The organism is Amycolatopsis sp. (genome assembly GCF_035276945.1).
Classification (GTDB): Bacteria; Actinomycetota; Actinomycetes; order Mycobacteriales; family Pseudonocardiaceae; genus Amycolatopsis_E.
This window is the reverse complement of record NZ_DATELF010000183.1, coordinates 67466-86050: the sequence shown is the minus strand read 5'-3', so window position 1 is coordinate 86050 and position 18585 is coordinate 67466. Positions and strand designations below refer to the sequence as shown.

The window sequence follows — 18585 nt, the reverse complement described above, 5'->3', positions numbered from 1 at the left end:
CCGCTTGCCCCCAGCGGAAGGTGTGGGGGCGGAGCCCCGACAAGACACCGCCGCGCGCTCACTCGCGGAGGAAACAGCATGGCGGTTCCCGGAGAGCTGAGGTCGGCGGCGTTGCGGCCGCTCTGGCTGGCGGTTCACGAGCGGCTCTCTTCCGGCCGGCCGGTGAACCGCGTGCGTGTCGGCCCGCTGGACGACGAGCAGCGGAGTGCCGTCGCCGACCTGTTGGGTCTGGACCGGCTGCCGCCGCGGCAACCCGTGATCACGCTCGCCCGGCTGGACGAGGTGCTGCGGGAGGCGGCAGGCGTGGACACTCGATCCGTCGTCGCCGAGTTGCTCGGCCCGCTCGGCGACCGCGCGGCCGACCGGGCACGCTCCGCCGCGGAACGAGCCGAGCTGTGGCAGTGGCTGTTCGAGCACACAATTGTGTCGAGCCAGCCGGCGTTGCGTGACTGGGCGGCCCACCTACGCCGAACCGGCCTGGTGAACGGCTCCGTTCCGCGGACCAGGGAGCTGCTCGACGTCGCGCTCACCGTTCTCGAACGCCTGCCCGCGACAGGGGAGCCGCTGCCTTCGTTCGCCGAAGCGGTGACCGGCGACCCACATGCCCTGGACGAGGGCACCCGGCTTGCCGGTGTCGTCCTGCGGGCCCTCGCGGTGCAGTTCGGCACGGAACCACCCGGCAACGCCGACCAGCGGCGGCAGTTGTGGGAACGCGCGGGTGTGGCGGTCGACGAGATGTCGACCGTGGTGCTCGCCGCCGGGCTGCGTCCGGCCGGTGACCCGCTGGCGTGCCGGATCGCCCGCGCATGCGCGGGCGAAGGTCAGGCGGCGGCTCTCACCCTCGCTCAACTACGCCACCTGCGCGCGCTGGAACTGCCTGGCGGCGAGGTGTGGGTAACAGAAAACCCGAGCGTGCTGGCGAAGGCATTGCGCCGGTTCGGTTCCCGCTGTCCGCCACTGGTCTGTACGGCGGGCTGGCCCAGCAGCGCGGGGATCCTGCTGCTCCGCCTGCTCGCCGCCGCGGGCAACCGGTTGCACTACCATGGCGACCTCGATGGCGAAGGTGTGCGCATTGCCGCTTACGTTCTGGACAAGACCAACGCCGAGCCCTGGCGTATGTCCACATCGGACTACCTCGCCGCGCTGGGCGAACGGTCGCACGGCCCCGGCCCCGGCCGCATCACCGACGCTCCCTGGGACGCGCACCTGGCCGCCGCCATGCACGAGCACGGTGTGGCCGTCGTCGAGGAGCGCGTCATCGACGTCCTCCTCAGCGACTTGGAAGCGTGTTACGTCACGTAGATGGACCAAGCCGCTGGCACGCCGGGCGGTGTGGTGCTCGGCCCGTTCAGCGGCGCGGCGACAACGGAACTGGCTGCGCGAGAGCTCGCCTTGCTCGAAGCACCTGGCAAGCGGCAGGAGGTCCAGCGCCCAGTCCACGCTGATGCCGTACCTGAGCAAATCGGGAGTGAAATACCACGTGGCGTCGCTGGTGCGGAGAATGGGCGGAGAATGGGCGGAGCCAATCGCGCCGCGATGGTGGCGATGGCCTGTGTGGCCGGTGTCCTGATGCCTGATCGATGGCCGCCGAAGGTGGATCCGCTTTTCGTCATGTGACCTCGCACAGATTCTTTGGACGGGTCGGCTGGTTGTTCGTCCCGATACCGTTGTCAAGGTCTCAGATTGAATGTGATCATTACCATGCGAACCGTGCCCATGGGTAACCAGCGGGCTGAGTGATGCTCGAGATCGGGATCGTTGCAACGGCGCCGGAGACCTTCGCCAGGCGGGTGTTGCCGGTGTGCGAGGCGGCGGGCCGGCGCGGGGCGCTTGAGCTTTTGTCGGCGGATCGGCACGACGAAACAGGTCCCGAGCGCAACGCTCAGGACCTGCTCGCTTGCCCGCTCGGTGATCAGCGAGTCCGGTCACCACACCAACAGGGCGGCCGCCGTACCACGAAACACAGCGGCTGATCCCCGCGAGGACCGCACACACCAATCAGTTCGTTCGCCAATCCCCGTAACCCCCGCTGGGCTTCCCACCGTGGCCCGCGCAGTAGACGTACGACCAGCCGGAAGTGACCCACGGTCCTTGGTACCAGTTACCGTCATCGCATCTGGAAACCGCCCGGAAGCGTACTACGTCGGTGCACGTGACGCCGAAGGTGTTTTGGTCGCTCCAATTCTGACATCCGACTGCCGCCGGGGCTGCGGCAGGTGACGCAGCTGCAACGGCAGGCGTGCTGAGTCCGCCCATCGTCCCGGCTATGGCCAAGGCGGCCAAGGCAACTTTCTTGCCCATTCCGAACATAACCTTCCTCTCTGTTGCGCGGTTCTACGGAGATCTTTTTACCACGATTCACGTTCGCGCGGCTGAGAAAAAACGGCCCGAGCATTGGTTTTCCCGGATAGTGGATCGAATTTTCTAAAACTGCGGACCTCGCCGCGCGCCCGCCGTAGCCTTGTTTTGCCGGCTGGGATGACACCATCTCCGCGTCATCTGCCGCGATCGCGCACGACAGCGGACGTAGCTGTTCAGCTGGTGGGTAGGCGGTGTCGGTGAGGGGATCGGCTCCTGAGATGATCTTGTGCTCGACGTCAACCAAGCGGCGCATCAGGCCCGCGAGCGCGGCGCCGACCGTCTCGGCAAGGTCACACTCAAGCAAATCCGCACCACTACCTGGGTGCGTTGGCCCGAGGCCAACACACCACACTCGCCAGCAAGGCACGAACCCTCATCGCACGGTTCCGACGATACGAAGACATCATCCTCAGATTCGCCGCCGACCTGTCGGTGCTGTTCACCAACAACTGCGCGGAAAGAGCCGTCCGCCCAGTCAAGATCCGGCGACGTACCTCCGGCGGCTGCTGGCGCACCCTGGCCGGCCTCATCGACTTCGCCATCGTCCAGTCCTATCTGGACACCGCTACCCAATGGGGACTCGACAAACTCGGCGCCCTCCACCAACTCTGCACCACCGGACCATGGCTACCACCGACACTCACACCAGGTGAACAGCTACCAGCGGACGGCGTCGCACATTCGGCGGTGCACTCCTGCAACCGTCGAGATGGAGTTGCCCGGCGGTCGTCTGGCCCGCCTGACCAACGCCGAAGCCGGTCAGCTTCGGGTCGTTCCCGGTGAAGTGCCGCTTGACGAACGCCGACCGCATCTGGCGGGGGCCGCGGGAGTCACGTGGCTTTCAAGCTGAAACGCCGCCCTGGCGTCGTGCTGGCGTGTGCCTGCACATCGACCGCGGCGGGGCCGGAGTGGTTCTCCGAGTGCCCATCATCGTGATGCCGGATAGCCCGACGGATTGTGTCTTCGTTACGCAGCAATGAACAACGATGCGCATGTCCGTCTGGGCGGACCTCGTTCGCAGACGGGTGGCTGGAAGCGACGCGGCGAAACCATCCCGTTGCCTGCTCTCGACGCCCGCCGATACGCGAGAAATCTCTTGTACAGCACCGCTTTCCATTCGAGTAGTCCATTTTCGACAATCGCGAACTGTCGCGACAATTCACTGAGTCGACGATAGGAGGCAGGTGTCACGGCGAGGTCCTTCGTGTCTGATCGGTGGCGGACCTCATGGAGAAATCCGTCGGTCACCCGGGCGGTGATGCGGTGGGACATGGCCACACCGACGTCCTGGAATTTCGCCTCAAGTTCGATACCGCGACATTCTGTCATCGCTCACGGGAATCTCGTGAGCGAAAACCGGCCTCAGCCGGAAAATTTCTTGAGCGCCGACAGTGACCGTCAGGTCACGGTTGTCCGCCTTTGCACGCCACGCCGGCGATCACCCGTGACTTCGACGGCTGGTCCGCCAGGACGGTGTCCTTGGCGGGGCGCCATGCCGGGGCATACACCAGGCCCGGCTCCACGAGGTCCCAGTCCCCGAAAAACCGGGTGAACTCCGCCGCGGTGCGCAACTGCCCCGGGTTGGTCGTGCTTTCGTAGTACCGCACCAAATCCTGCACCTCGCGCCAGTCGTCATCGTCGTCGGACAGGCCCTCCTGGCTGAACTGAGACAACACCAACATCGAGCCAGGGACAAGTTTCCTGCGGTAGAAGTCCAGCGCGATGCCGGGATTCTGTTCGTTCTTGATGAAGTGCAGGACCGCGTTGACCACCAGCGCGATAGGCCGGAACGGATCGATAATCCGGGTTTCGAGCACCCGGCGCCACAGATCGGGGGGCCACAGGAAGTCACCGGCGATCGCCCTGTGTCGCTTCTCGTCCGCGCCGTCGGCGAGCAGGATCTCCGAATGGAGCACGGCCAGCGGCTCGTTGTCGACGTAGACGACATGCGTGTCGCGCTTCGGGCGCGCCTGGTCGGCGACCTCGTGCAGGTTGCCCGGGGCGGGCAGTCCGGAACCGATGTCCACGAACTGCGTGATCCCGGCCCGGGCACAGTAGCGGACCGCGCGTCCGAGAAACTGGCGGCTGGCGACCGCCGACTGCGGAAGGAGCGGAAAGCGCGCCGTGACCTTCTCGGCGAACGCGTGATCAATGGCGTAATGGTGGCTGCCACCCAGGAAGTAGTCGTACACCCGCGCCGCGGACGGCTTGTCCACAGTCTCATCGATGTCCCGCAGCACGTCACCGTCATCCGCCACGCGCCACAGCATGCCACACGATGCCGCTGGCAGCCGCTTCAAGAGGTGTGCAGGCGGTTCACGGTCACGTAGCCGTGTTCGGCGGCCAGGTAGTGGTCATACCAGCGACCGGTGTCGTCCGGGCCGGCGTAGTGCTGCCATTCGGCCCCGTCGGCTTGCCCGACCTGCCCGTTCGAGCGCTGGAAAACGGCCTTCGATGACACCTCGTCGCTGGACTCCGCCCGTTTCGAGCAGGTGCTACCCGTGTTCTCGGTGTCGGACAGCCTGCGCGTCATGTCGACGCTACCGTTGAGGACGAAGTTGTCACCGTCGGTAACCTGGCTGGCCCAGGAAACGGTGATGGGATAGGACCAGGTGTGCACGCTGGACCGGACGGGGCCACCTCGCGCGGACGTTGTGGTGCGGGTCCACCCGTCGTCGGCCTGGGTCACGTCCTGGCGCCAGCCGGCGTCGGCGACGGTGCCGGTGTTGCGATAGGTCACGTGCTGGGTCACGGACGTTTCGACACGGCCGGCCGACGTGTCGACGTAACCGCTGACCGTCCAGTCGCGTGCCGCCGTCATGGTCGAAGCGATGGACCCGTCCGGGTTCGGCTGCTCAGTGGTGTTCGTGACGGCGCCAGGCGCGATGGTGTCGGCGGTGAGGGCACCGGACGTGCGGGCGGCCCTGTGGTCCACGTAGAGCAGGAGGTTCGCGCCGAGGTTCCAGACGTCTCCGGCGTTGGCCACCGTCAGCGCGACGTCGTGGCTTCCCCCGTCGACCAGCCGGCCGACGAAAGGCGTGATGTCCAGCAATTCGGGCGTCATGTCGAAGGTGCCGACCGCCGGGATCGGCCGCCACAGCGTGGGCACGATTCCTCCGGTGTAGATATAGGGGAAATACTGCGTCACTCCGGCCAGGGTGCCGTCGACCGAGGCGGCCACTTCGCGGTATGGGCCCTTTCCACACAAGGAGTCCGGGTACTTCGCGGCGATGTCGTCGGGTACGTCGGTGAACCACTGTTCGTCGCAGCCGTTGCCCTTGACATAGACCTCGAGGTAGGCGCGAACGAGGTTGCGTGGCAGGTCCGCGGCGGTGAAACGCACGGTCGGCGCGTTCGCGTCGGTGTTCTTGATGCCCATGCCCACCACGCGGTCCGGTTCGGCGGGTGCGGGGTGCGCACGGTCGGCCTGATAGAAGGTGACGCTGACCGTCTGCTCGTAGACGCCGTCGTACGTGCTGTTGACGTAGTTCTCGATCCCGCCGGAGAACGGCTGGGGAGACCGGAACAGGGCGCTGTAGCCGGTGATGTCCTTGCTCACGTGGTAGCTGATGCTGGCGGGATCAGGCTCATACGTGGTACCGTAGTAGACCGTCGTCCCGCCGAGGGTCAGCGAGGCGGTCCGGTCGTACTGCCTGCCCTTGACGCTGGTGGTCCAGTCCAGGATCACCTTGGTCCACGGCCCGCGGCAGCCGGGAGGCGGCGTGAGGGTCCCGCTGAAGAACTGCGTGGCGCCGTCGGCCGCGTTCGATGGGAAACGGTCGGCCAGCGTTTCGGTGCACGACTTCGTGTCCGGCCGGGAAACCGGTGGTTCGGCGGTGACCGGGTTCTGGGAGTTGATTTCGACGGCCGGCCAGGCGGCCGGCGCGAGCCAGGCCGAAACGGGCAACGCGAGGGAAACCACCGCCGCCAGGACACCGACTCTGCGCACGCTGGAGATCTCAGCACACCAACAGGCCCCTCCGCCAGACCCGAACGGCGTCAGGAGCCGATGGTGTCGAAGCAGCCGTCGAACTCGTACAGCGGGTTGGTGTGAGTCCGCCCGTCCGCGCCCCGCACCTTCTGCTGTCCCACCAAAGTGGACGGTCCCTGCGCGGTGTAGCAGCCGTTCGGCAGCACGGTGACCTCGTATTCGACGCGCACGAGCGTTTCGGTGACCGGTGACGGCCAGAACAGCAGGCAGGCCCAGTCCGCGCCGGGTCCGCTCACCGCCACGTCCTTGCCGCCCTTCGTGCAATGGGGTGCGGCGTCGAAGGTGAGGGAATCGGATATCCCGGTCGCGCCGGCCGGCTGGGAATCCTGCGTTCCCGACTGCACGTGCTGGCCGACGTTGTACAGATTCACGAACGTCGATCCGATGGACGCTTCGAGCCGGGCACGCGTGATGTCCGGACCACCGCATCCGGCCGTGCCGCCGAGGACCACGGCCGCCAGTGCGGCGACGGCGAACACGCGCTGGGGCGACGGCAGGGTCATGCGGGGCAATGCTTTCAGCCTTCCGTGAAATCTCGGCGGCGGATGACGACGTAGGCGGCGGCCATGAGCACCACCACATAGGCGGCGGACACCGCGAGGCCTTCCTCGAGCGGCCCGTAGAACGGCTTGTCGACCAGGAAGCCGTGCCAGGAGTCGAACGGGGTGGTCAGGAGCAGGTGCCTGATGACGTCGGGGCCGTTGACGAACGCGTAGATCTCCATCAGCAGCCCGATCACGGTGGACCCGAGCACACCCGCGACGCTGTTGCGGGTGGTGAGCGAGAAGAACAGGCCCAGTGCGGTGAATCCCAGGACCGGCGGCAACGCCGTGGCCCAGCTCAGCGCCACCAACCCGGCGGCCCGCCCGGCCGGCAGCGGGGTGCCGGAAAGGTTGACGAGCGGCTGGTGACCGAGCAGCAGCACCCCCGAGAGGAGACTCCCGGCCGCGGACAGCACCACCACCGCCACCGAGTACGAGGCGGCGGCCAGCGACTTGCCGATCAGGATCTCCGTGCGCCCGCGTGACCGGGTCAGGATCGTCTTCCAGGTGCCGTAGCGGTCCTCGGACGAGAAGATGTCTCCGGCCACGAGGCATGCGAGCAGGGGAAAGCCCCACTGGGTCGCGAAACCGAGCACGACCAGTGGGCTGGCGAACCCGCTGTCGTGGACCCAGCGCCCGAACAACGTGTCGGTCGGTTCCGTGTCCTGCATCTCGATGGCCAGCGCGAACGCGAACGGCGCCACGAAGCATGCGCCGAGAATCGCCTTGACCCACCACTGGGCGGTCAGCTTCACGAGCTCGCATCGGTAGACCACTCCGGCACCCCAGCGAACGCGCACTGTTTCGGTCACCGGTCCGCTCCTCCCGCGCTCTGATCAGGGGCCTCGGTGAGCATGGAGAACAACGATTCCAGCGAGGTACGCAGGAGTCTCAGTTCCCGGATGGCGATCCCGGCCTTGAACAGGGTGAACGTATAGGCGTCGAGCTCCTCCTGGTCGGCCCTGATCGACAGGCCACCGTCCGGGCTTTCCGCCACGCTGAGCGTCGGCTGTGTTCGCGCCAGTTCGAGTGCCTGGTGATCGTCGGCGGTGCGCAGACAGTGGGCCGGGGCAGGGGCCTGAGCCCGCAGGTCCTCGATCGAGCCGTCGTGGACGACCTGGCCGGTGCGCATGATGGTCACGCTCTCGCACAGGGACTCGACCTCGTCCATGTTGTGACTGCTGAGCAGCACCGTGAAACCGCTTTCGCCGAGGCCGCGGAGCAGGGCCCGCATGTCGCGAATGCCGGCCGGGTCCAGCCCGTTCGCCGGCTCGTCCAGCACCAGCAGCCGGGGTGCGCGCAGCAGCGCCGCGGCGATCCCCAGCCGCTGCCTCATGCCCAGGGAGTACCCGCCGACCTTGTCCTTCTCGCGCAAGGCGAGACCGACGTGTTCGATCACCTCGTCCACCTTCGCGGCGGCCGCGCCACCGTCGAGTTTCGCGAGGAGTTCCAGATTCCTCCTGCCCGACAGGTATGGGTAGAAGCTGGGGCTTTCCACGAAACCCGCGACCCCTTCCCGGAAGTCGTCACCTTTGTCCGGGGTTCTCCCGAGCACCCGCACCGTCCCGCCGTCCGGGCGGATCAGCCCGAAAAGCACCCTCAGCAACGTGGTTTTGCCCGCTCCGTTCGGGCCGAGAAGGCCGTGCACCCGGCCCACCGGGACCCGCATGTCCACCCCGGCGAGGGCGCGGACGTCCCCGAAGTGTTTGGTCAGGCCCTCGACTTCGACCGCGGTCAATTGCCGTCACCGTCCGGGGCGCCGACCGAGTAGCCGGTTGCCGGCATCCGGCACCCTTGACGCTCTCCCGGATCGCCTGGTTCGACAGTTGCTCCGCCCACCGCCGGCCCGGTCGCGGTGGTGATCCCGGCCCGCGCGAGTCGTTTCATTGTGGCCACTCCTGCTGTTCGCCTGCTCCGAGCCGGGCTGTTCGCCAAGGGGAAGCTTGTTCACGCGCAGCGAACCACCGTAAAGCGACCGCGCGTCAACGATGAACCGAACATCGGGTAACGGTGTACGGCGAAACCATGTTTTCAAACGATTCGCCGGATCTGTACCGGAATACCCAATTGTCCCGATAACCGGCGCCGAGAGGCCGGCACCCGGAGCTGCCCGCGATCCTCACGATCCACGAGCTGGTGGACTCCGGTGCCGACGGGCAGGCGGACGCTGTCCGATTTCGGCGAGGGGGCGCGACCTGGTGGCCGGCAATGACCAGATCTTTTTGGTCCTCAACGGTCATTTCCGGCCGCCCGGGCGCACCGTGCCGCCGACCGCCTACGCCTTCGCTTCACCCGCAAACTGGCCGATCCTTGCCCCTGCGGGTTTGACGTCCGAGTTACTTCGCCATACGATATAACGTATGGCGAGGCAAGGGCGGGACGATGCCGGGTTGGCCCGGTTCGGGGAGCCGGGGGTGCTGGTGCTTCTGGCGTTGAGCGACGGACCCAAGCACGGCTACGCCATCACCGCCGACGTGGCGGAACGCACCGGGATCCGGCTGGGCCCGGGCACGTTGTACGGCTCACTCGCCAAACTGGAACAGCTCGGGCTCATCGCCCCGCTCCCGAGCGAAGATCGCCGCCGTCCCTACGAGATTACTGCCGCCGGACGGGAAGCGCTCATCGCCCAGTTGCGGCGGTGGTCCCGGATCGTGGAGACCGGAAGGACCCGACTGGCATGGGCATGATCCGCGTACTGGTGGCACTCCATCCCAAGGATTGGCGGGCCCGCTACGGCGAAGAATTCGGCGCCTTGCTGGAAGACAGCCGCCTCACCCCGCTTGCCGTGGCCAACGTCGTCATCCACGCCGGGCGGCTGCGAACCCGCGCGCACATGACCGGGATACTGGCTGCCGCGGCGTTCCTGGCGTCAGTGGCTTGCAACCAGGCGGCACTGCGCGGCGGACTGGCCGACAACATCCTTTGGGCGCCGACCGATCTTCCCCGGGCATTGCTCCTGCTCGGCACCGTTGGCCCGTGGCTGGCGCTGATCACAGGGAAGCTTCGCGGACGGCGGGAGCGGCACGGCCATGAGCCCCAGCACGATCGCCGCGACTGACCTGACCCGTCAATCCGGCGCCGATACAGGTACACACCTCGTGACGCTCGCCGTTGTCGCCGTTGCAGTGGCGGTCACCGCTGTGGCCGGCTCACCGACCCCAGGGAGCGACGTTCACCAGGCACAGCCGGCACAACCCGCGCACATACCGGCTGGCCCGCCCGTCGCACGGCATCACCAGCGTCGGCCAGGTCAGCACCTGTCCGTTGTAGCGGGTGGCCAGCAGCGCGGCGCACGCCCCGAACCGCGGATCGATCTCCGCCAGTGACAGCACCACCTGGTAGCCGTCCTCGGACATCGCGACCACAACCACGTTGAGCTGGCCCATCTTGTGCCGTGCGTCGAGCCGGGGACGTACGTCGGCGAGCACGTCATACAACGGGACCCCGCATACCCGGTGCACCTCGCGCAGCCGCCGGGTCACATAACGCACTTCTTGCCGCACCCGCGCGCGAGCATCCAACTCGGCCGTGTCGACGACCCGTTCCCCGGCCACGTCCCCCGTGATCAGTACCTGCCCAGGTCCCAGCGGGGCACGCCGGCCAACGGTCAACGGCGCCGGCCCCTCCACCCCGCGCGGCGACGGCTCCATACCTCGACCGTAGATCGCGTCCGGCACCCGCACAGCCGCCGAACGGGACTTGTTACCGATCCGCAAACACGCGGCTTTTCCGTCTTTCAGACCGTACAAGCGGATCTCACTGCCAAGTTGAACGGCATCTGCGGATCACAGCCGATCGGCTGTCGGCAGGACTGTTCGGCCCCTGCGCGCGGCGTCCGCGGTTTCGCGGCGAAGCCGACGGCGCAGCCATAGCAGCGCGGCTACGACGACAGCAAAGCCAGGGCCGCTGTGTACGGCGAGTACCCCCAGGAGACTGGGGCCGCCCCAAGCGTTCTGGTAGCTGGTGGGGTTGGAGTAGTCGACGAGCCAAAGTTCCGTGACGCCTCGACCGACGAGGTAGACGGCCCGCAGGCCGCCCACGAGCACACCGATGACCCGCGGAGCGGTTCGGCGCCACCGGGGTGACACGACCATTCGACACGGCCGTCAGCGAGACCTCGGTCGACCTGGCCAGTTCGTCGGCGGCGTTCCTGGTGATCGCGGTGCTCAGCTGCCGATGCCGAGCCGTTGCTCGGCGGTGGTCCAGTCCGAGGCTATGGCCTGTTGTGCCGCGGCGAGGGTGACGCGGCCGGAGCACACGGCCGCGTGCAGGTCGTTTTCGACCTTGTCCTTCGCGTTGGGGGAAGTGCCGGGCTCGGGCCAGAGGTTGCGCGGATCGTCCGGACTTCCGCCGAGCTCCAGCGAAACCAGGTGGTCTTCCTCGTAGTCGCCCGCCTTGGTGTCTCCATAGCCGTACGCGGAGATCTGTTCCCGTTTCAGCTTGTCGGTGTAGGACGTCGGCGGGCGCACGGTCTTCGTCCAGCCGGACTGGCACGCGGTCTGTTTCAAGGTCGCCTGGGTGACCTGTGGGTTGGTCGCGCCCGGCGTGCAGGCGGGATCCGGCAGCGGCTGACCGCCTTCCGTACGCATATGGCAGGTGCCGGGCCCGGCCACCGAGGTTTGCGTGCCGCCGGCCGGCACACCGCCGGCCGGCGCGCCGCTCGTGGGGGTGCGGCAGGCGGTCGTCGCCGTCGTCGCACAAAGGACGGCGACAGCCAGAGCCGTCCGGATCTTCACACTGGTCCTCCTCATCCCGCTCGGCCGATCTTGCCGAGCCGCGGCGCGATAGTCCACACCACAATGCCCATATGTGCGAATTGCGGATTTGTGTCCCTGTTTCGCGGTTTTCGGGCGCTGTGACTGAATTTTGGCCTTTGTGTCACGTGTGTTGATCGGGCACGACTTTCGTATCGACTTTGGTTGATGTTCACCGTTCCGGTCCGGGGTGTCCGCCCGGCCGCGGCCGTTCTTTCAGCGGCCTGGCCGCACGAGTGGCTCCTTGACCGGGAGGAAATGCCTGATGCGTAAGCAGTTCTACGTCGCCTGTGGCGCGCTCGTCCTCACCCTTGCCGGAACCGCAGCGTGTCGGCTCCCAGGTTCTGCCGGAACCCCCGCACCATGCGCCGAGTGGTCCGGTAGACGGTGCCGTAGTCGTCGGTCACCGACAGTCCGCTGGGCACCACCTCGTCGCTGGTGAAGTTGTCGCGGGGATCGGCCCAGTTGACCCCGCGGAATTCACTGTCAGGCGCCATGGTGACGAACTCGTGACGGTCCATGGTTGCGAACCGCCGGGCAAACATCGTTACGTCTTCGCGACGTCGCGCCGGTGCCGGCCGACACGAGCGGCAACGCGCCGCACCCGTTCCCGTTCTTCGGGGCATGACCGGCGACAGCAAGCGGCTAGGATGCTAGCATCAGGTTGTGGGCGGTGAGGATGTCAAGCAGTTCAACGTGTACCTGCCGATCGGGCTGATCAAGCAGGTCAAGCACCACGCCATCGAGGAGGGCCTGTCCCTGTCGGCGTTGGTCGCCGAGGCGCTGCGCGCCTACCTCGACGCCCATGAGCAGCAACAGCAATCGTCTGGGGAAGGAGACTGACATGTCCACCGAAGGAATCGAGGCCGTGTTCCTGGAGACCCACAACTGGGGCAAGGCCGCGAAGTTCTTCCAGGCACTGGGCTTCGAACTGGAGTTCTCGACCGATCACAACTCCGGCCAGCTTCGCAACGGCGATGGTCCTTACGTGTTCATCGCCGAGGTTCCCGAGGACCGAGAGCCTCAAATGCGGATCGCCCTGAAGGTCCCCGACGCGGACGCGTTCCACACTGATCCCGCCGTCGAGGTGGTCACGCCGTTCGAGGACACCCATTACGGGACCAGGGAAATGGTGGTGCGGGACCCCGACGGGCGGCTCTGGAGCCTGCAGGCCCCGGCCAAGAACTGAGCGCGAGGGGAGCGTCGTGACAGGCGAGGAAACCGTGGCGCCGGACGGCACCGCCGAGCGGGTCGCGCTCTGGCGGGCGATGCACGTCCGGGTCGATCCGGCGCCCCATGTGCTGGAGGATGAGATCGGGCTGCGTCTGGCGGCCCCCGAAGACGGCTGGCCCGGCCGGCCGGACATGGATCCGCGTGGCACCCGGGGATTGCGGGCGGCCATTGTGGCGCGTGCCCGGTTCGTCGAGGACCTGGTTACCGAGCAGGCCGGTCACGGCGTCGCCCAGTACGTCATCCTGGGTGCCGGTCTGGACACCTTCGCCCAGCGCAGGCCGGAGATCGCCGCCCGGCTACGGGTGTTCGAGGTCGATCAGCCCGGCCCCCAGGCCTGGAAGCGGCAGCGCCTGCTCGGGCTCGGCTACGGTATCCCCGATTGGCTGCGGCTGGTGCCCGTCGACTTCGAGGCGAACGAGTCCTGGTTGGCGCGGCTGTGCGCCGCCGGCTTCGATCCCGGCCGGCCGTCCGTCGTTGTCTCCACCGGCGTCACCATGTACCTGACGAAAGACACGACCAGGGCGACTCTGCGCCAGATCGCCGGGTTCGCCGCGGGCTCGACGCTCGCCATGACGTTCCTGCTGCCGGCGGAACTTCTCGACGACGCCGATCGGCCCGCACTCCTGGCCAGCGAGGAAGGAGCGCGGGCAGCCGGGACACCCTTCGTCAGCTTTTACACCCCGCCGGAAATGCTGGCACTGGCGCGCCGAGCGGGTTTCGAGGACACCCGGCATATTGCGGGGACTTCGCTCGGCGACCGCCACTTCGCCGGCCGGACCGACGGTCTTCGCCCGGCAGGCGGGGAAGACCTGCTGGTGGCCACGACCTGACCCGGCTTCCCATGCGATGGCCCGACACCGTCACCACCGCACCGGAACTTCGCGCAGCCCGCCGACCACCAGCCCGTCCACGGTGCGCAACTCGTCGGCCGGCACCGCGAGCTCCAGGGAGGGAAGCTTGCGTAGCAGCACCTCGAGCACCACCTGGAGTTCGGTACGGGCCAGCGGCTGGCCCGGGCACGAGTGGGCCCCGGCGCCGAAGGCCAGGTGCGGGTTCGGGCTGCGGGTCAGGTCCATCCGGTTGGCGCCCTCGAACGCCGTCTCGTCGCGGTTCGCCGCGGCCATGCTGCACATCACCGTGGTGCCCGCGGGCAGCGAGGTTCCGGCCACGTCGACCGGCTCGCCGATGTAGCGCACCATGCCGAGGCCCGCGTTGGCGTCGAACCGCAACACCTCTTCCACCGCCGTGCGAACCAGCGACGGGTCGGCCAGCAGTCGCTCCCAGCGCCGCCGGTCGGCCAGCAGCATGCCGGCCATCTTGCCGATCATGTTCGCGGTGGTCTCGTGCCCGGCGACCAGCAGGCCCAGGCCGGTGGCCACCAGTGCCTTGTCCGGCAGCTTGCCGCCTTCCGCGTCGCTGGTGACGATGAGCGCGCTGAGGATGTCCTCGCCCGGCTCCGCCCGTTTGGCGGTGACGTGGGCGGCCATGTACGCCCAGAACTCCTCCTGGGCCGCGTTCACCTCCGCCTCGGTGTAGCGGGTCAGGTTGAGCATGGTGTCCGACCAGTAGGAGAACCGGTCCCGGTCGGAGCCGGGCACGCCGAGCATGTCGCAGATGACCCAGACCGGCAGCGGAAAGCCCAGGCTCGCCTTCAGGTCGGCCGGGTGCCCCTGCTCGACCATCTCGTCGACGAGCCGCCCGGCCATCGCCTCGATGCGGGGTCGCAGCACAGCCATGCGCTTCATCGTGAACCACTTGCTGATCATCCGTCGCCACCCCAGGTGCCCCTCGCCCCCTTGGGGGAGCACCGCCGACACCTCGTTGTTGAACACGCCGCCCGATTCGGTGTCGGTGAGCCGCGCCGCGTCGGGCGCGTCCAGCCGCCGGGTGAAGCCGGGGTGGGACAGCACGAACTTGACGTCCTCGTAGCGGGTGACCAGCGACACCTCGTCCCCGCTGGGCAGCTTCGCCCGCGCCACCGGGCACTGGCGGCGCAGCCGCACCCACTCGGCAGGCGGCTCCAGAGCCGCCGGGCTGGCGATCGGGTAGCTCAGCACTCGCTCGTTCTGGCTGTGGCTCACCGCGCATCCTCCTCGACATCGGCCTCGAGCACGCGACCGATCACCCGGCCCCGCTATTCTAAGTCAATCGACTGAGCTATTCTCCCGGCGCCCCGGTTCGAAAGTGGTCCTTCCATCACCGAAGTCCTTGCCGAGGGGACATGTACGGGAAGTGGGGGATGTCGCTGTTCAGCTTGCTGATGCCGGTGGCGGGGTCGGTCACCGTGGCGCTCCAGCGGCAGCCTGGCGCCGACGGTGCTCGCCGGACCTCGCGGGGCCCGGCGGCCGGGTGATCCCGCTGGGGATCAGCATAATGCGCGACGAGCTACTACTGCTCGTTCTTTCGGAGTTCGTCGAGCTCGCCGCGGTCGATCTGGTCGCGGAGGCGGAATTTCTGAGTTTTTCCGGATCCGGTGAGGGGTAGTTCGGCGGTCTGGAACCAGCGGGCCGGGGTCTTGTGGGGCGCGAGGTGGGTGCGGCAGAGGTCGTGGAGTTCGGTGACCGCGGGAGGCCGGCCGGGTTGGCCTGCCACCAGCACGGCGGCGACGATCTCGCCCCAGGCGGGGTCGGGCAAACCGAGTACGGCGACGTCTCGGACGCCGGGGTGGGTGAACAGCACCTGCTCGATCTCGGTGGCGTAGACGTTCTCCCCACCGCGGATGATCATGTCCTTGAGGCGGCCGGTGATCCGCAGGTAGCCGCGCTGGTCGAGGACGCCGAGGTCGCCGGTGTGGACCCAGCCTTCCGGGTCGACGGTTTCCGCGGTGCGTTCGGGCATCTCGTAGTAGCCGAGCATGGCCTGGTAGCCGCGGGCGCAGATTTCCCCCTGCTCGCCGATCGGCACGGTGTCCCCGGTGGCCGGGTCGCGGACGGCGACCTCGAGGTGCGGCAGTGGGCGACCGGCGGTGGTGGCCTTGTCGTCGGGGGAGTCGTCCGGGCTGGATTGCGTCACCACCGGGGACAGTTCGGTTTGGCCGTACACCGAGGTGAACTGGACGCCGAAGCGCTGCTCGACGCGGTGAACCAGTTCGGGCGGGACGGGACTGCCGCCGGAGAGCACCACCGACAGGCGGGACAGGTCGAACTTGCCGAAGCCGGGGTGGCTCAGCATGGCGATGAGCATGGTGGGGACGCCGGCCAGGAGGTTCGCGTGGTGGTCTTCAGCCGCGGTGAGGACGAGCTCGGGGTCGAAGAGCTGGCACACGATGTAGCGGGCTCGCTGGTGTGCCGAGCCGAGCACGCCCATCGCACAGCCCGCGGTGTGGAACAGGGGCATCGCGGAGGCCAGGCCGCCTCGCTCGGGCAGCCCCGTGCGGTCGATCATGAACCGGGCGTTGGCGACCAGTCCGCGGTGGTGCAGCAGGGCGCCCTTCGGGAATCCGGTGGTGCCGGAGGTGTACTGGATCTGGGCCGGGTCGCCGGGCCGCACCGTCGGCAGCGTGCCGTCGCCTGCCTGGTGGGCGCGCACTGTCGCCTGCCAGCCGGCGAAGCAGAACGTGGTGCGCAGCTCGGGTAGTCCGGCTGCCGCTTCCCGCGCGATCGCGGCCATGTCGCTACCGCGGAAGGCGGCGGTGTGGAACAGCCCCGCCGAACGGGATTGTTCGAGAACGTAGCGCAGCTCTGCCGCGCGTAGCGCCGGATTGGCGGTGACCACGATCAGTCCGGCCAGTGCGGCACCGTATTGCAGGATGATCCACTCGGGGACGTTGGGGGCCCAGACGGTGATCCGCTCACCGGGGGCGAATTGGGTCAGCAACCAGTGCGCGCATTGCTCGGCCTCGGCCAGGAGCTGCCGGTAGGTCCAGTGGCGGTCGGTGCGTTCCGCGCCGGCCGGCGACGGCGTGCCCGGTGGCGCGACCTCGATGACGGCCGTGGCTTCCCCGGCATCGCGGGCGGCTTCGCGCAGGAGATCCCCGGTGGTCAGGTCCAGCACGGGCCGGCTGGTATCGGCGGGCCAATAAGCGAGGTCCGTCAGGGCTGCCACAGTCGTTGGCTCCTTGTCGAGTGATCAAGCGGCCGAGTCCCGCCACCGTACCGCCGCGGGAGTGCCCGCAGCGCGTTACTGCTCCGGATTCCGGGCGAGCACAAGGAGATGTTCCTCGGCCGGCTGCCCGGCCCGGTCGGGATGGAACGTCTCCGAACGGGTGGCGGTGACCTCCAGGCCTGCCCGTTCGATCACGTGGAGAAGGTCGGCGGTGGCGAAGCTGGTGATCCGGACCTGATGGCCGAGGAAGGGCACCGGCAGGTTCTCCACGTCCATCGGGACCGTGACCAGCGCGAGGGTTCCGCCGGGGACCAGCCAGCCGGCGACGCGGTGCAGCGTGGCGGCCGTGTCCGCCCGGGACATTTGCAGGAACGGGAAGAAGGCGCATACCGCATCCCAGGATGCCGGCGGTGAGGACCAGTTCCGGACGTCGGCGTGCTGGAACGTGGCTCGCGGGACGCGTTCGCGGGCCAGCTCCACCATCACGGCCGACACGTCGAGCCCGACGACTTCGTATCCCGCGCGGCTCAGTTCCTCGGCAACCGGTTTGCCCGTGCCGCTGCCGATGTCCAGCACGCGTGCGCCCGGTCGCAGGCGTTGGGTGATCGCCCGGATCGCCCCGGCCAGGATCGGCGGGCGCCCGAACGCGTCTTCGTAGCCGGCGCCGATCGCGTCGAACAGCTCTGCTGCCGTCATCACCCGCGCCCGGGCTCGCGGTTGGTCCATGTGCCGACGCTACCAACGCCGGGTGGGCACGGGCGATCGGCGAACCGTCACCTCCCGGAAATCGGGATCGCCGTCGACTCCCGGGCCACCAGCCGGCACGGCCGCGTGTGCCGCCCCGGGGCCGGCTCGCCGTTGATCGCGGCCAAGAGCAGTTCGGCGGCGGTCCCGAGCTTCTCCGGTGCCATGTCGACACTGGTCAGCGGTGGCCGGCAGCCGACCGCCGTGTTCTCCCCTGGCTTCACTGAGCGGATCCCCCGGTGGCCAGCCGCATGAGGTCGGAGTCGAGGTCGATGTCGAGGTCGATGTCGGTTTCGGTGCCGCCCGCGCTGCCGAACTCGTGCTGGTAGTTGTGCCAGGACTCGTCCCTGACCTGCCGCGCGAAACCGCTTTCCATCAGGAGCACCAGCTCGAAGGCGGCACGGTCGACGCGCTTGTTGAGGGCGGGATCGACCCAGTCTTCGGAGGTGGCGAACAGCGAGGTCGGCACGGTGATGGCCCGCAGGTACGCGAACAGGGACCGGAGCTGGTCATCGACGACCAGCGCGTGCCGGGCGGTTCCCGCGGTGGCGGCGAGCACGGCTGGTTTGGCGATCAGCAGGTCGTTGTCCAGGATCTGGAAGAACGAGGTGAACAGGCCGCTGGCGCCGGCCTTGTGGACCGGAGTACTCGCGACGATCCCATCGGCGTCGCCGAGCGCGGCGATCGCTTTTCCCAGTTTCGGCCCGGTCAGCTGGGAGACCAGCGCGGTGGTGATCTCGGTGGCGAGCTCACGGAGGTCGATGACCCGCACGGCCACCTCGTTCCCGCGCCGGCGCGCCAGTTCGTTCACGCGTTGCGCGGTCCGGTCGGCGAGCAGCCGGGTCGAGGACGGGTCGCTGGTTCCGGCCGTGACGACCACGAGGGTGAAGGGCTGCTTCCGGGTGTTCATGAGTGC

The 18585-nt window shown here is 68.0% G+C and carries 21 protein-coding genes and 1 pseudogene; 8 read left to right on the top strand and 14 right to left on the bottom strand.

Annotated features, from left to right (window positions below):
• Window positions 1-78 precede the first annotated feature (78 nt).
• The 3 genes and pseudogenes from VJT49_RS34070 to VJT49_RS34060 form a co-directional block, all read left to right on the top strand.
• Complete coding sequence (locus VJT49_RS34070; RefSeq protein WP_324169105.1) at window positions 79-1302, top strand: TIGR02679 family protein; 1224 nt, start codon at window positions 79-81, stop codon at window positions 1300-1302.
• Window positions 1303-1617: a hypothetical protein gene (locus tag VJT49_RS34065; protein ID WP_324169104.1), complete on the top strand. Its 315-nt coding sequence runs from the start codon at window positions 1303-1305 to the stop codon at window positions 1615-1617. It begins immediately after the preceding gene.
• A gap of 970 nt (window positions 1618-2587) precedes the next feature.
• Window positions 2588-3012 (top strand): annotated as a pseudogene (locus VJT49_RS34060) (IS66 family transposase); the annotation flags it as partial.
• Between the two features lie 752 nt (window positions 3013-3764).
• Here the strand turns inward: VJT49_RS34060 and VJT49_RS34055 are convergent.
• Genes VJT49_RS34055 through VJT49_RS34030 form a run of 6 tightly spaced genes read right to left on the bottom strand, consistent with a single transcriptional unit; the run spans window position 3765 to window position 8781 of the window.
• Window positions 3765-4619, bottom strand: a complete 855-nt coding sequence (locus tag VJT49_RS34055) for an SAM-dependent methyltransferase (protein ID WP_324169103.1) — start codon at window positions 4617-4619, stop codon at window positions 3765-3767.
• Between the two features lie 38 nt (window positions 4620-4657).
• The gene (locus tag VJT49_RS34050; protein ID WP_324169102.1) at window positions 4658-6310 is read right to left on the bottom strand and encodes a peptide-N4-asparagine amidase; all 1653 of its coding nucleotides are present in this window, start codon (window positions 6308-6310) and stop codon (window positions 4658-4660) included.
• Window positions 6311-6360: 50 nt separating this feature from the next.
• On the bottom strand, window positions 6361-6855 hold the full coding sequence (locus tag VJT49_RS34045) for a hypothetical protein (protein ID WP_324169101.1): 495 nt from the start codon (window positions 6853-6855) through the stop codon (window positions 6361-6363).
• 14 nt (window positions 6856-6869) lie between these two features.
• On the bottom strand, window positions 6870-7706 hold the full coding sequence (locus VJT49_RS34040; protein WP_324169100.1) for an ABC transporter permease: 837 nt from the start codon (window positions 7704-7706) through the stop codon (window positions 6870-6872).
• The gene (locus VJT49_RS34035) at window positions 7703-8632 is read right to left on the bottom strand and encodes an ABC transporter ATP-binding protein (RefSeq protein WP_324169099.1); all 930 of its coding nucleotides are present in this window, start codon (window positions 8630-8632) and stop codon (window positions 7703-7705) included. Before VJT49_RS34035 ends, VJT49_RS34040 begins: the two co-directional genes overlap by 4 nt.
• On the bottom strand, window positions 8629-8781 hold the full coding sequence (locus tag VJT49_RS34030) for a hypothetical protein (RefSeq protein WP_324169098.1): 153 nt from the start codon (window positions 8779-8781) through the stop codon (window positions 8629-8631). Before VJT49_RS34030 ends, VJT49_RS34035 begins: the two co-directional genes overlap by 4 nt.
• Window positions 8782-9254: 473 nt before the next feature.
• On the opposite strand from VJT49_RS34030, the gene VJT49_RS34025 reads away from it, so the two are divergent.
• On the top strand, window positions 9255-9581 hold the full coding sequence (locus VJT49_RS34025; protein ID WP_324169097.1) for a PadR family transcriptional regulator: 327 nt from the start codon (window positions 9255-9257) through the stop codon (window positions 9579-9581).
• Window positions 9572-9952, top strand: coding sequence for a hypothetical protein (locus VJT49_RS34020; protein WP_324169096.1), 381 nt, complete (start codon window positions 9572-9574; stop codon window positions 9950-9952). Before VJT49_RS34025 ends, VJT49_RS34020 begins: the two co-directional genes overlap by 10 nt.
• A gap of 91 nt (window positions 9953-10043) precedes the next feature.
• On the opposite strand, the gene VJT49_RS34015 is transcribed toward VJT49_RS34020, so the two are convergent.
• From VJT49_RS34015 to VJT49_RS34005, 3 genes are all read right to left on the bottom strand, one after another.
• On the bottom strand, window positions 10044-10544 hold the full coding sequence (locus VJT49_RS34015) for a molybdopterin-binding protein (RefSeq protein ID WP_324169095.1): 501 nt from the start codon (window positions 10542-10544) through the stop codon (window positions 10044-10046).
• A gap of 516 nt (window positions 10545-11060) precedes the next feature.
• On the bottom strand, window positions 11061-11630 hold the full coding sequence (locus VJT49_RS34010) for a hypothetical protein (protein ID WP_324169094.1): 570 nt from the start codon (window positions 11628-11630) through the stop codon (window positions 11061-11063).
• Between the two features lie 323 nt (window positions 11631-11953).
• Window positions 11954-12169 (bottom strand): hypothetical protein, encoded by a 216-nt coding sequence (locus tag VJT49_RS34005; RefSeq protein WP_324169093.1) that lies wholly within the window; start codon window positions 12167-12169, stop codon window positions 11954-11956.
• A gap of 145 nt (window positions 12170-12314) precedes the next feature.
• On the opposite strand from VJT49_RS34005, the gene VJT49_RS34000 reads away from it, so the two are divergent.
• Genes VJT49_RS34000 through VJT49_RS33990 form a run of 3 tightly spaced genes read left to right on the top strand, consistent with a single transcriptional unit; the run spans window position 12315 to window position 13711 of the window.
• The gene (locus VJT49_RS34000) at window positions 12315-12491 is read left to right on the top strand and encodes a CopG family transcriptional regulator (protein ID WP_324169092.1); all 177 of its coding nucleotides are present in this window, start codon (window positions 12315-12317) and stop codon (window positions 12489-12491) included.
• Window position 12492: 1 nt separating this feature from the next.
• A complete protein-coding gene (locus VJT49_RS33995) occupies window positions 12493-12837 on the top strand; it encodes a VOC family protein (protein WP_324169091.1) in 345 nt (114 codons plus the stop codon).
• A gap of 16 nt (window positions 12838-12853) precedes the next feature.
• Window positions 12854-13711: a class I SAM-dependent methyltransferase gene (locus VJT49_RS33990; RefSeq protein ID WP_324169090.1), complete on the top strand. Its 858-nt coding sequence runs from the start codon at window positions 12854-12856 to the stop codon at window positions 13709-13711.
• Between the two features lie 30 nt (window positions 13712-13741).
• Here VJT49_RS33990 and VJT49_RS33985 read toward each other — a convergent pair whose 3' ends face one another.
• The 5 genes from VJT49_RS33985 to VJT49_RS33965 all read right to left on the bottom strand — a co-directional run bounded on the left by VJT49_RS33985 (window position 13742) and on the right by VJT49_RS33965 (window position 18579).
• A complete protein-coding gene (locus VJT49_RS33985; RefSeq protein ID WP_324169089.1) occupies window positions 13742-14962 on the bottom strand; it encodes a cytochrome P450 in 1221 nt (406 codons plus the stop codon).
• Window positions 14963-15269: 307 nt separating this feature from the next.
• Window positions 15270-16925, bottom strand: a complete 1656-nt coding sequence (locus tag VJT49_RS33980) for an AMP-binding protein (RefSeq protein ID WP_324169088.1) — start codon at window positions 16923-16925, stop codon at window positions 15270-15272.
• 75 nt (window positions 16926-17000) lie between these two features.
• Window positions 17001-17651: a class I SAM-dependent methyltransferase gene (locus tag VJT49_RS33975; RefSeq protein ID WP_324169087.1), complete on the bottom strand. Its 651-nt coding sequence runs from the start codon at window positions 17649-17651 to the stop codon at window positions 17001-17003.
• A 47-nt stretch (window positions 17652-17698) separates the two neighbouring features.
• Complete coding sequence (locus tag VJT49_RS33970) at window positions 17699-17893, bottom strand: substrate-binding domain-containing protein (protein WP_324169086.1); 195 nt, start codon at window positions 17891-17893, stop codon at window positions 17699-17701.
• On the bottom strand, window positions 17890-18579 hold the full coding sequence (locus VJT49_RS33965) for a CE1759 family FMN reductase (RefSeq protein WP_324169085.1): 690 nt from the start codon (window positions 18577-18579) through the stop codon (window positions 17890-17892). The genes VJT49_RS33970 and VJT49_RS33965 overlap by 4 nt, the downstream gene beginning before the upstream one ends.
• Window positions 18580-18585: the final 6 nt, after the last annotated feature.

Coding starts and splice junctions, on each gene's coding strand:
- VJT49_RS33975 (WP_324169087.1), bottom strand. CDS start 17,651: ATGGACCAACCGCGAGCCCGGGCGCGGGTGATGACGGCAGCAGAGCTG.
- VJT49_RS33965 (WP_324169085.1), bottom strand. CDS start 18,579: ATGAACACCCGGAAGCAGCCCTTCACCCTCGTGGTCGTCACGGCCGGA.
- VJT49_RS34030 (WP_324169098.1), bottom strand. CDS start 8,781: ATGAAACGACTCGCGCGGGCCGGGATCACCACCGCGACCGGGCCGGCG.
- VJT49_RS33995 (WP_324169091.1), top strand. CDS start 12,493: ATGTCCACCGAAGGAATCGAGGCCGTGTTCCTGGAGACCCACAACTGG.
- VJT49_RS34005 (WP_324169093.1), bottom strand. CDS start 12,169: ATGGACCGTCACGAGTTCGTCACCATGGCGCCTGACAGTGAATTCCGC.
- VJT49_RS34025 (WP_324169097.1), top strand. CDS start 9,255: ATGGCGAGGCAAGGGCGGGACGATGCCGGGTTGGCCCGGTTCGGGGAG.
- VJT49_RS34065 (WP_324169104.1), top strand. CDS start 1,303: ATGGACCAAGCCGCTGGCACGCCGGGCGGTGTGGTGCTCGGCCCGTTC.
- VJT49_RS34020 (WP_324169096.1), top strand. CDS start 9,572: ATGGGCATGATCCGCGTACTGGTGGCACTCCATCCCAAGGATTGGCGG.
- VJT49_RS34070 (WP_324169105.1), top strand. CDS start 79: ATGGCGGTTCCCGGAGAGCTGAGGTCGGCGGCGTTGCGGCCGCTCTGG.
- VJT49_RS34015 (WP_324169095.1), bottom strand. CDS start 10,544: ATGGAGCCGTCGCCGCGCGGGGTGGAGGGGCCGGCGCCGTTGACCGTT.
- VJT49_RS34045 (WP_324169101.1), bottom strand. CDS start 6,855: ATGACCCTGCCGTCGCCCCAGCGCGTGTTCGCCGTCGCCGCACTGGCG.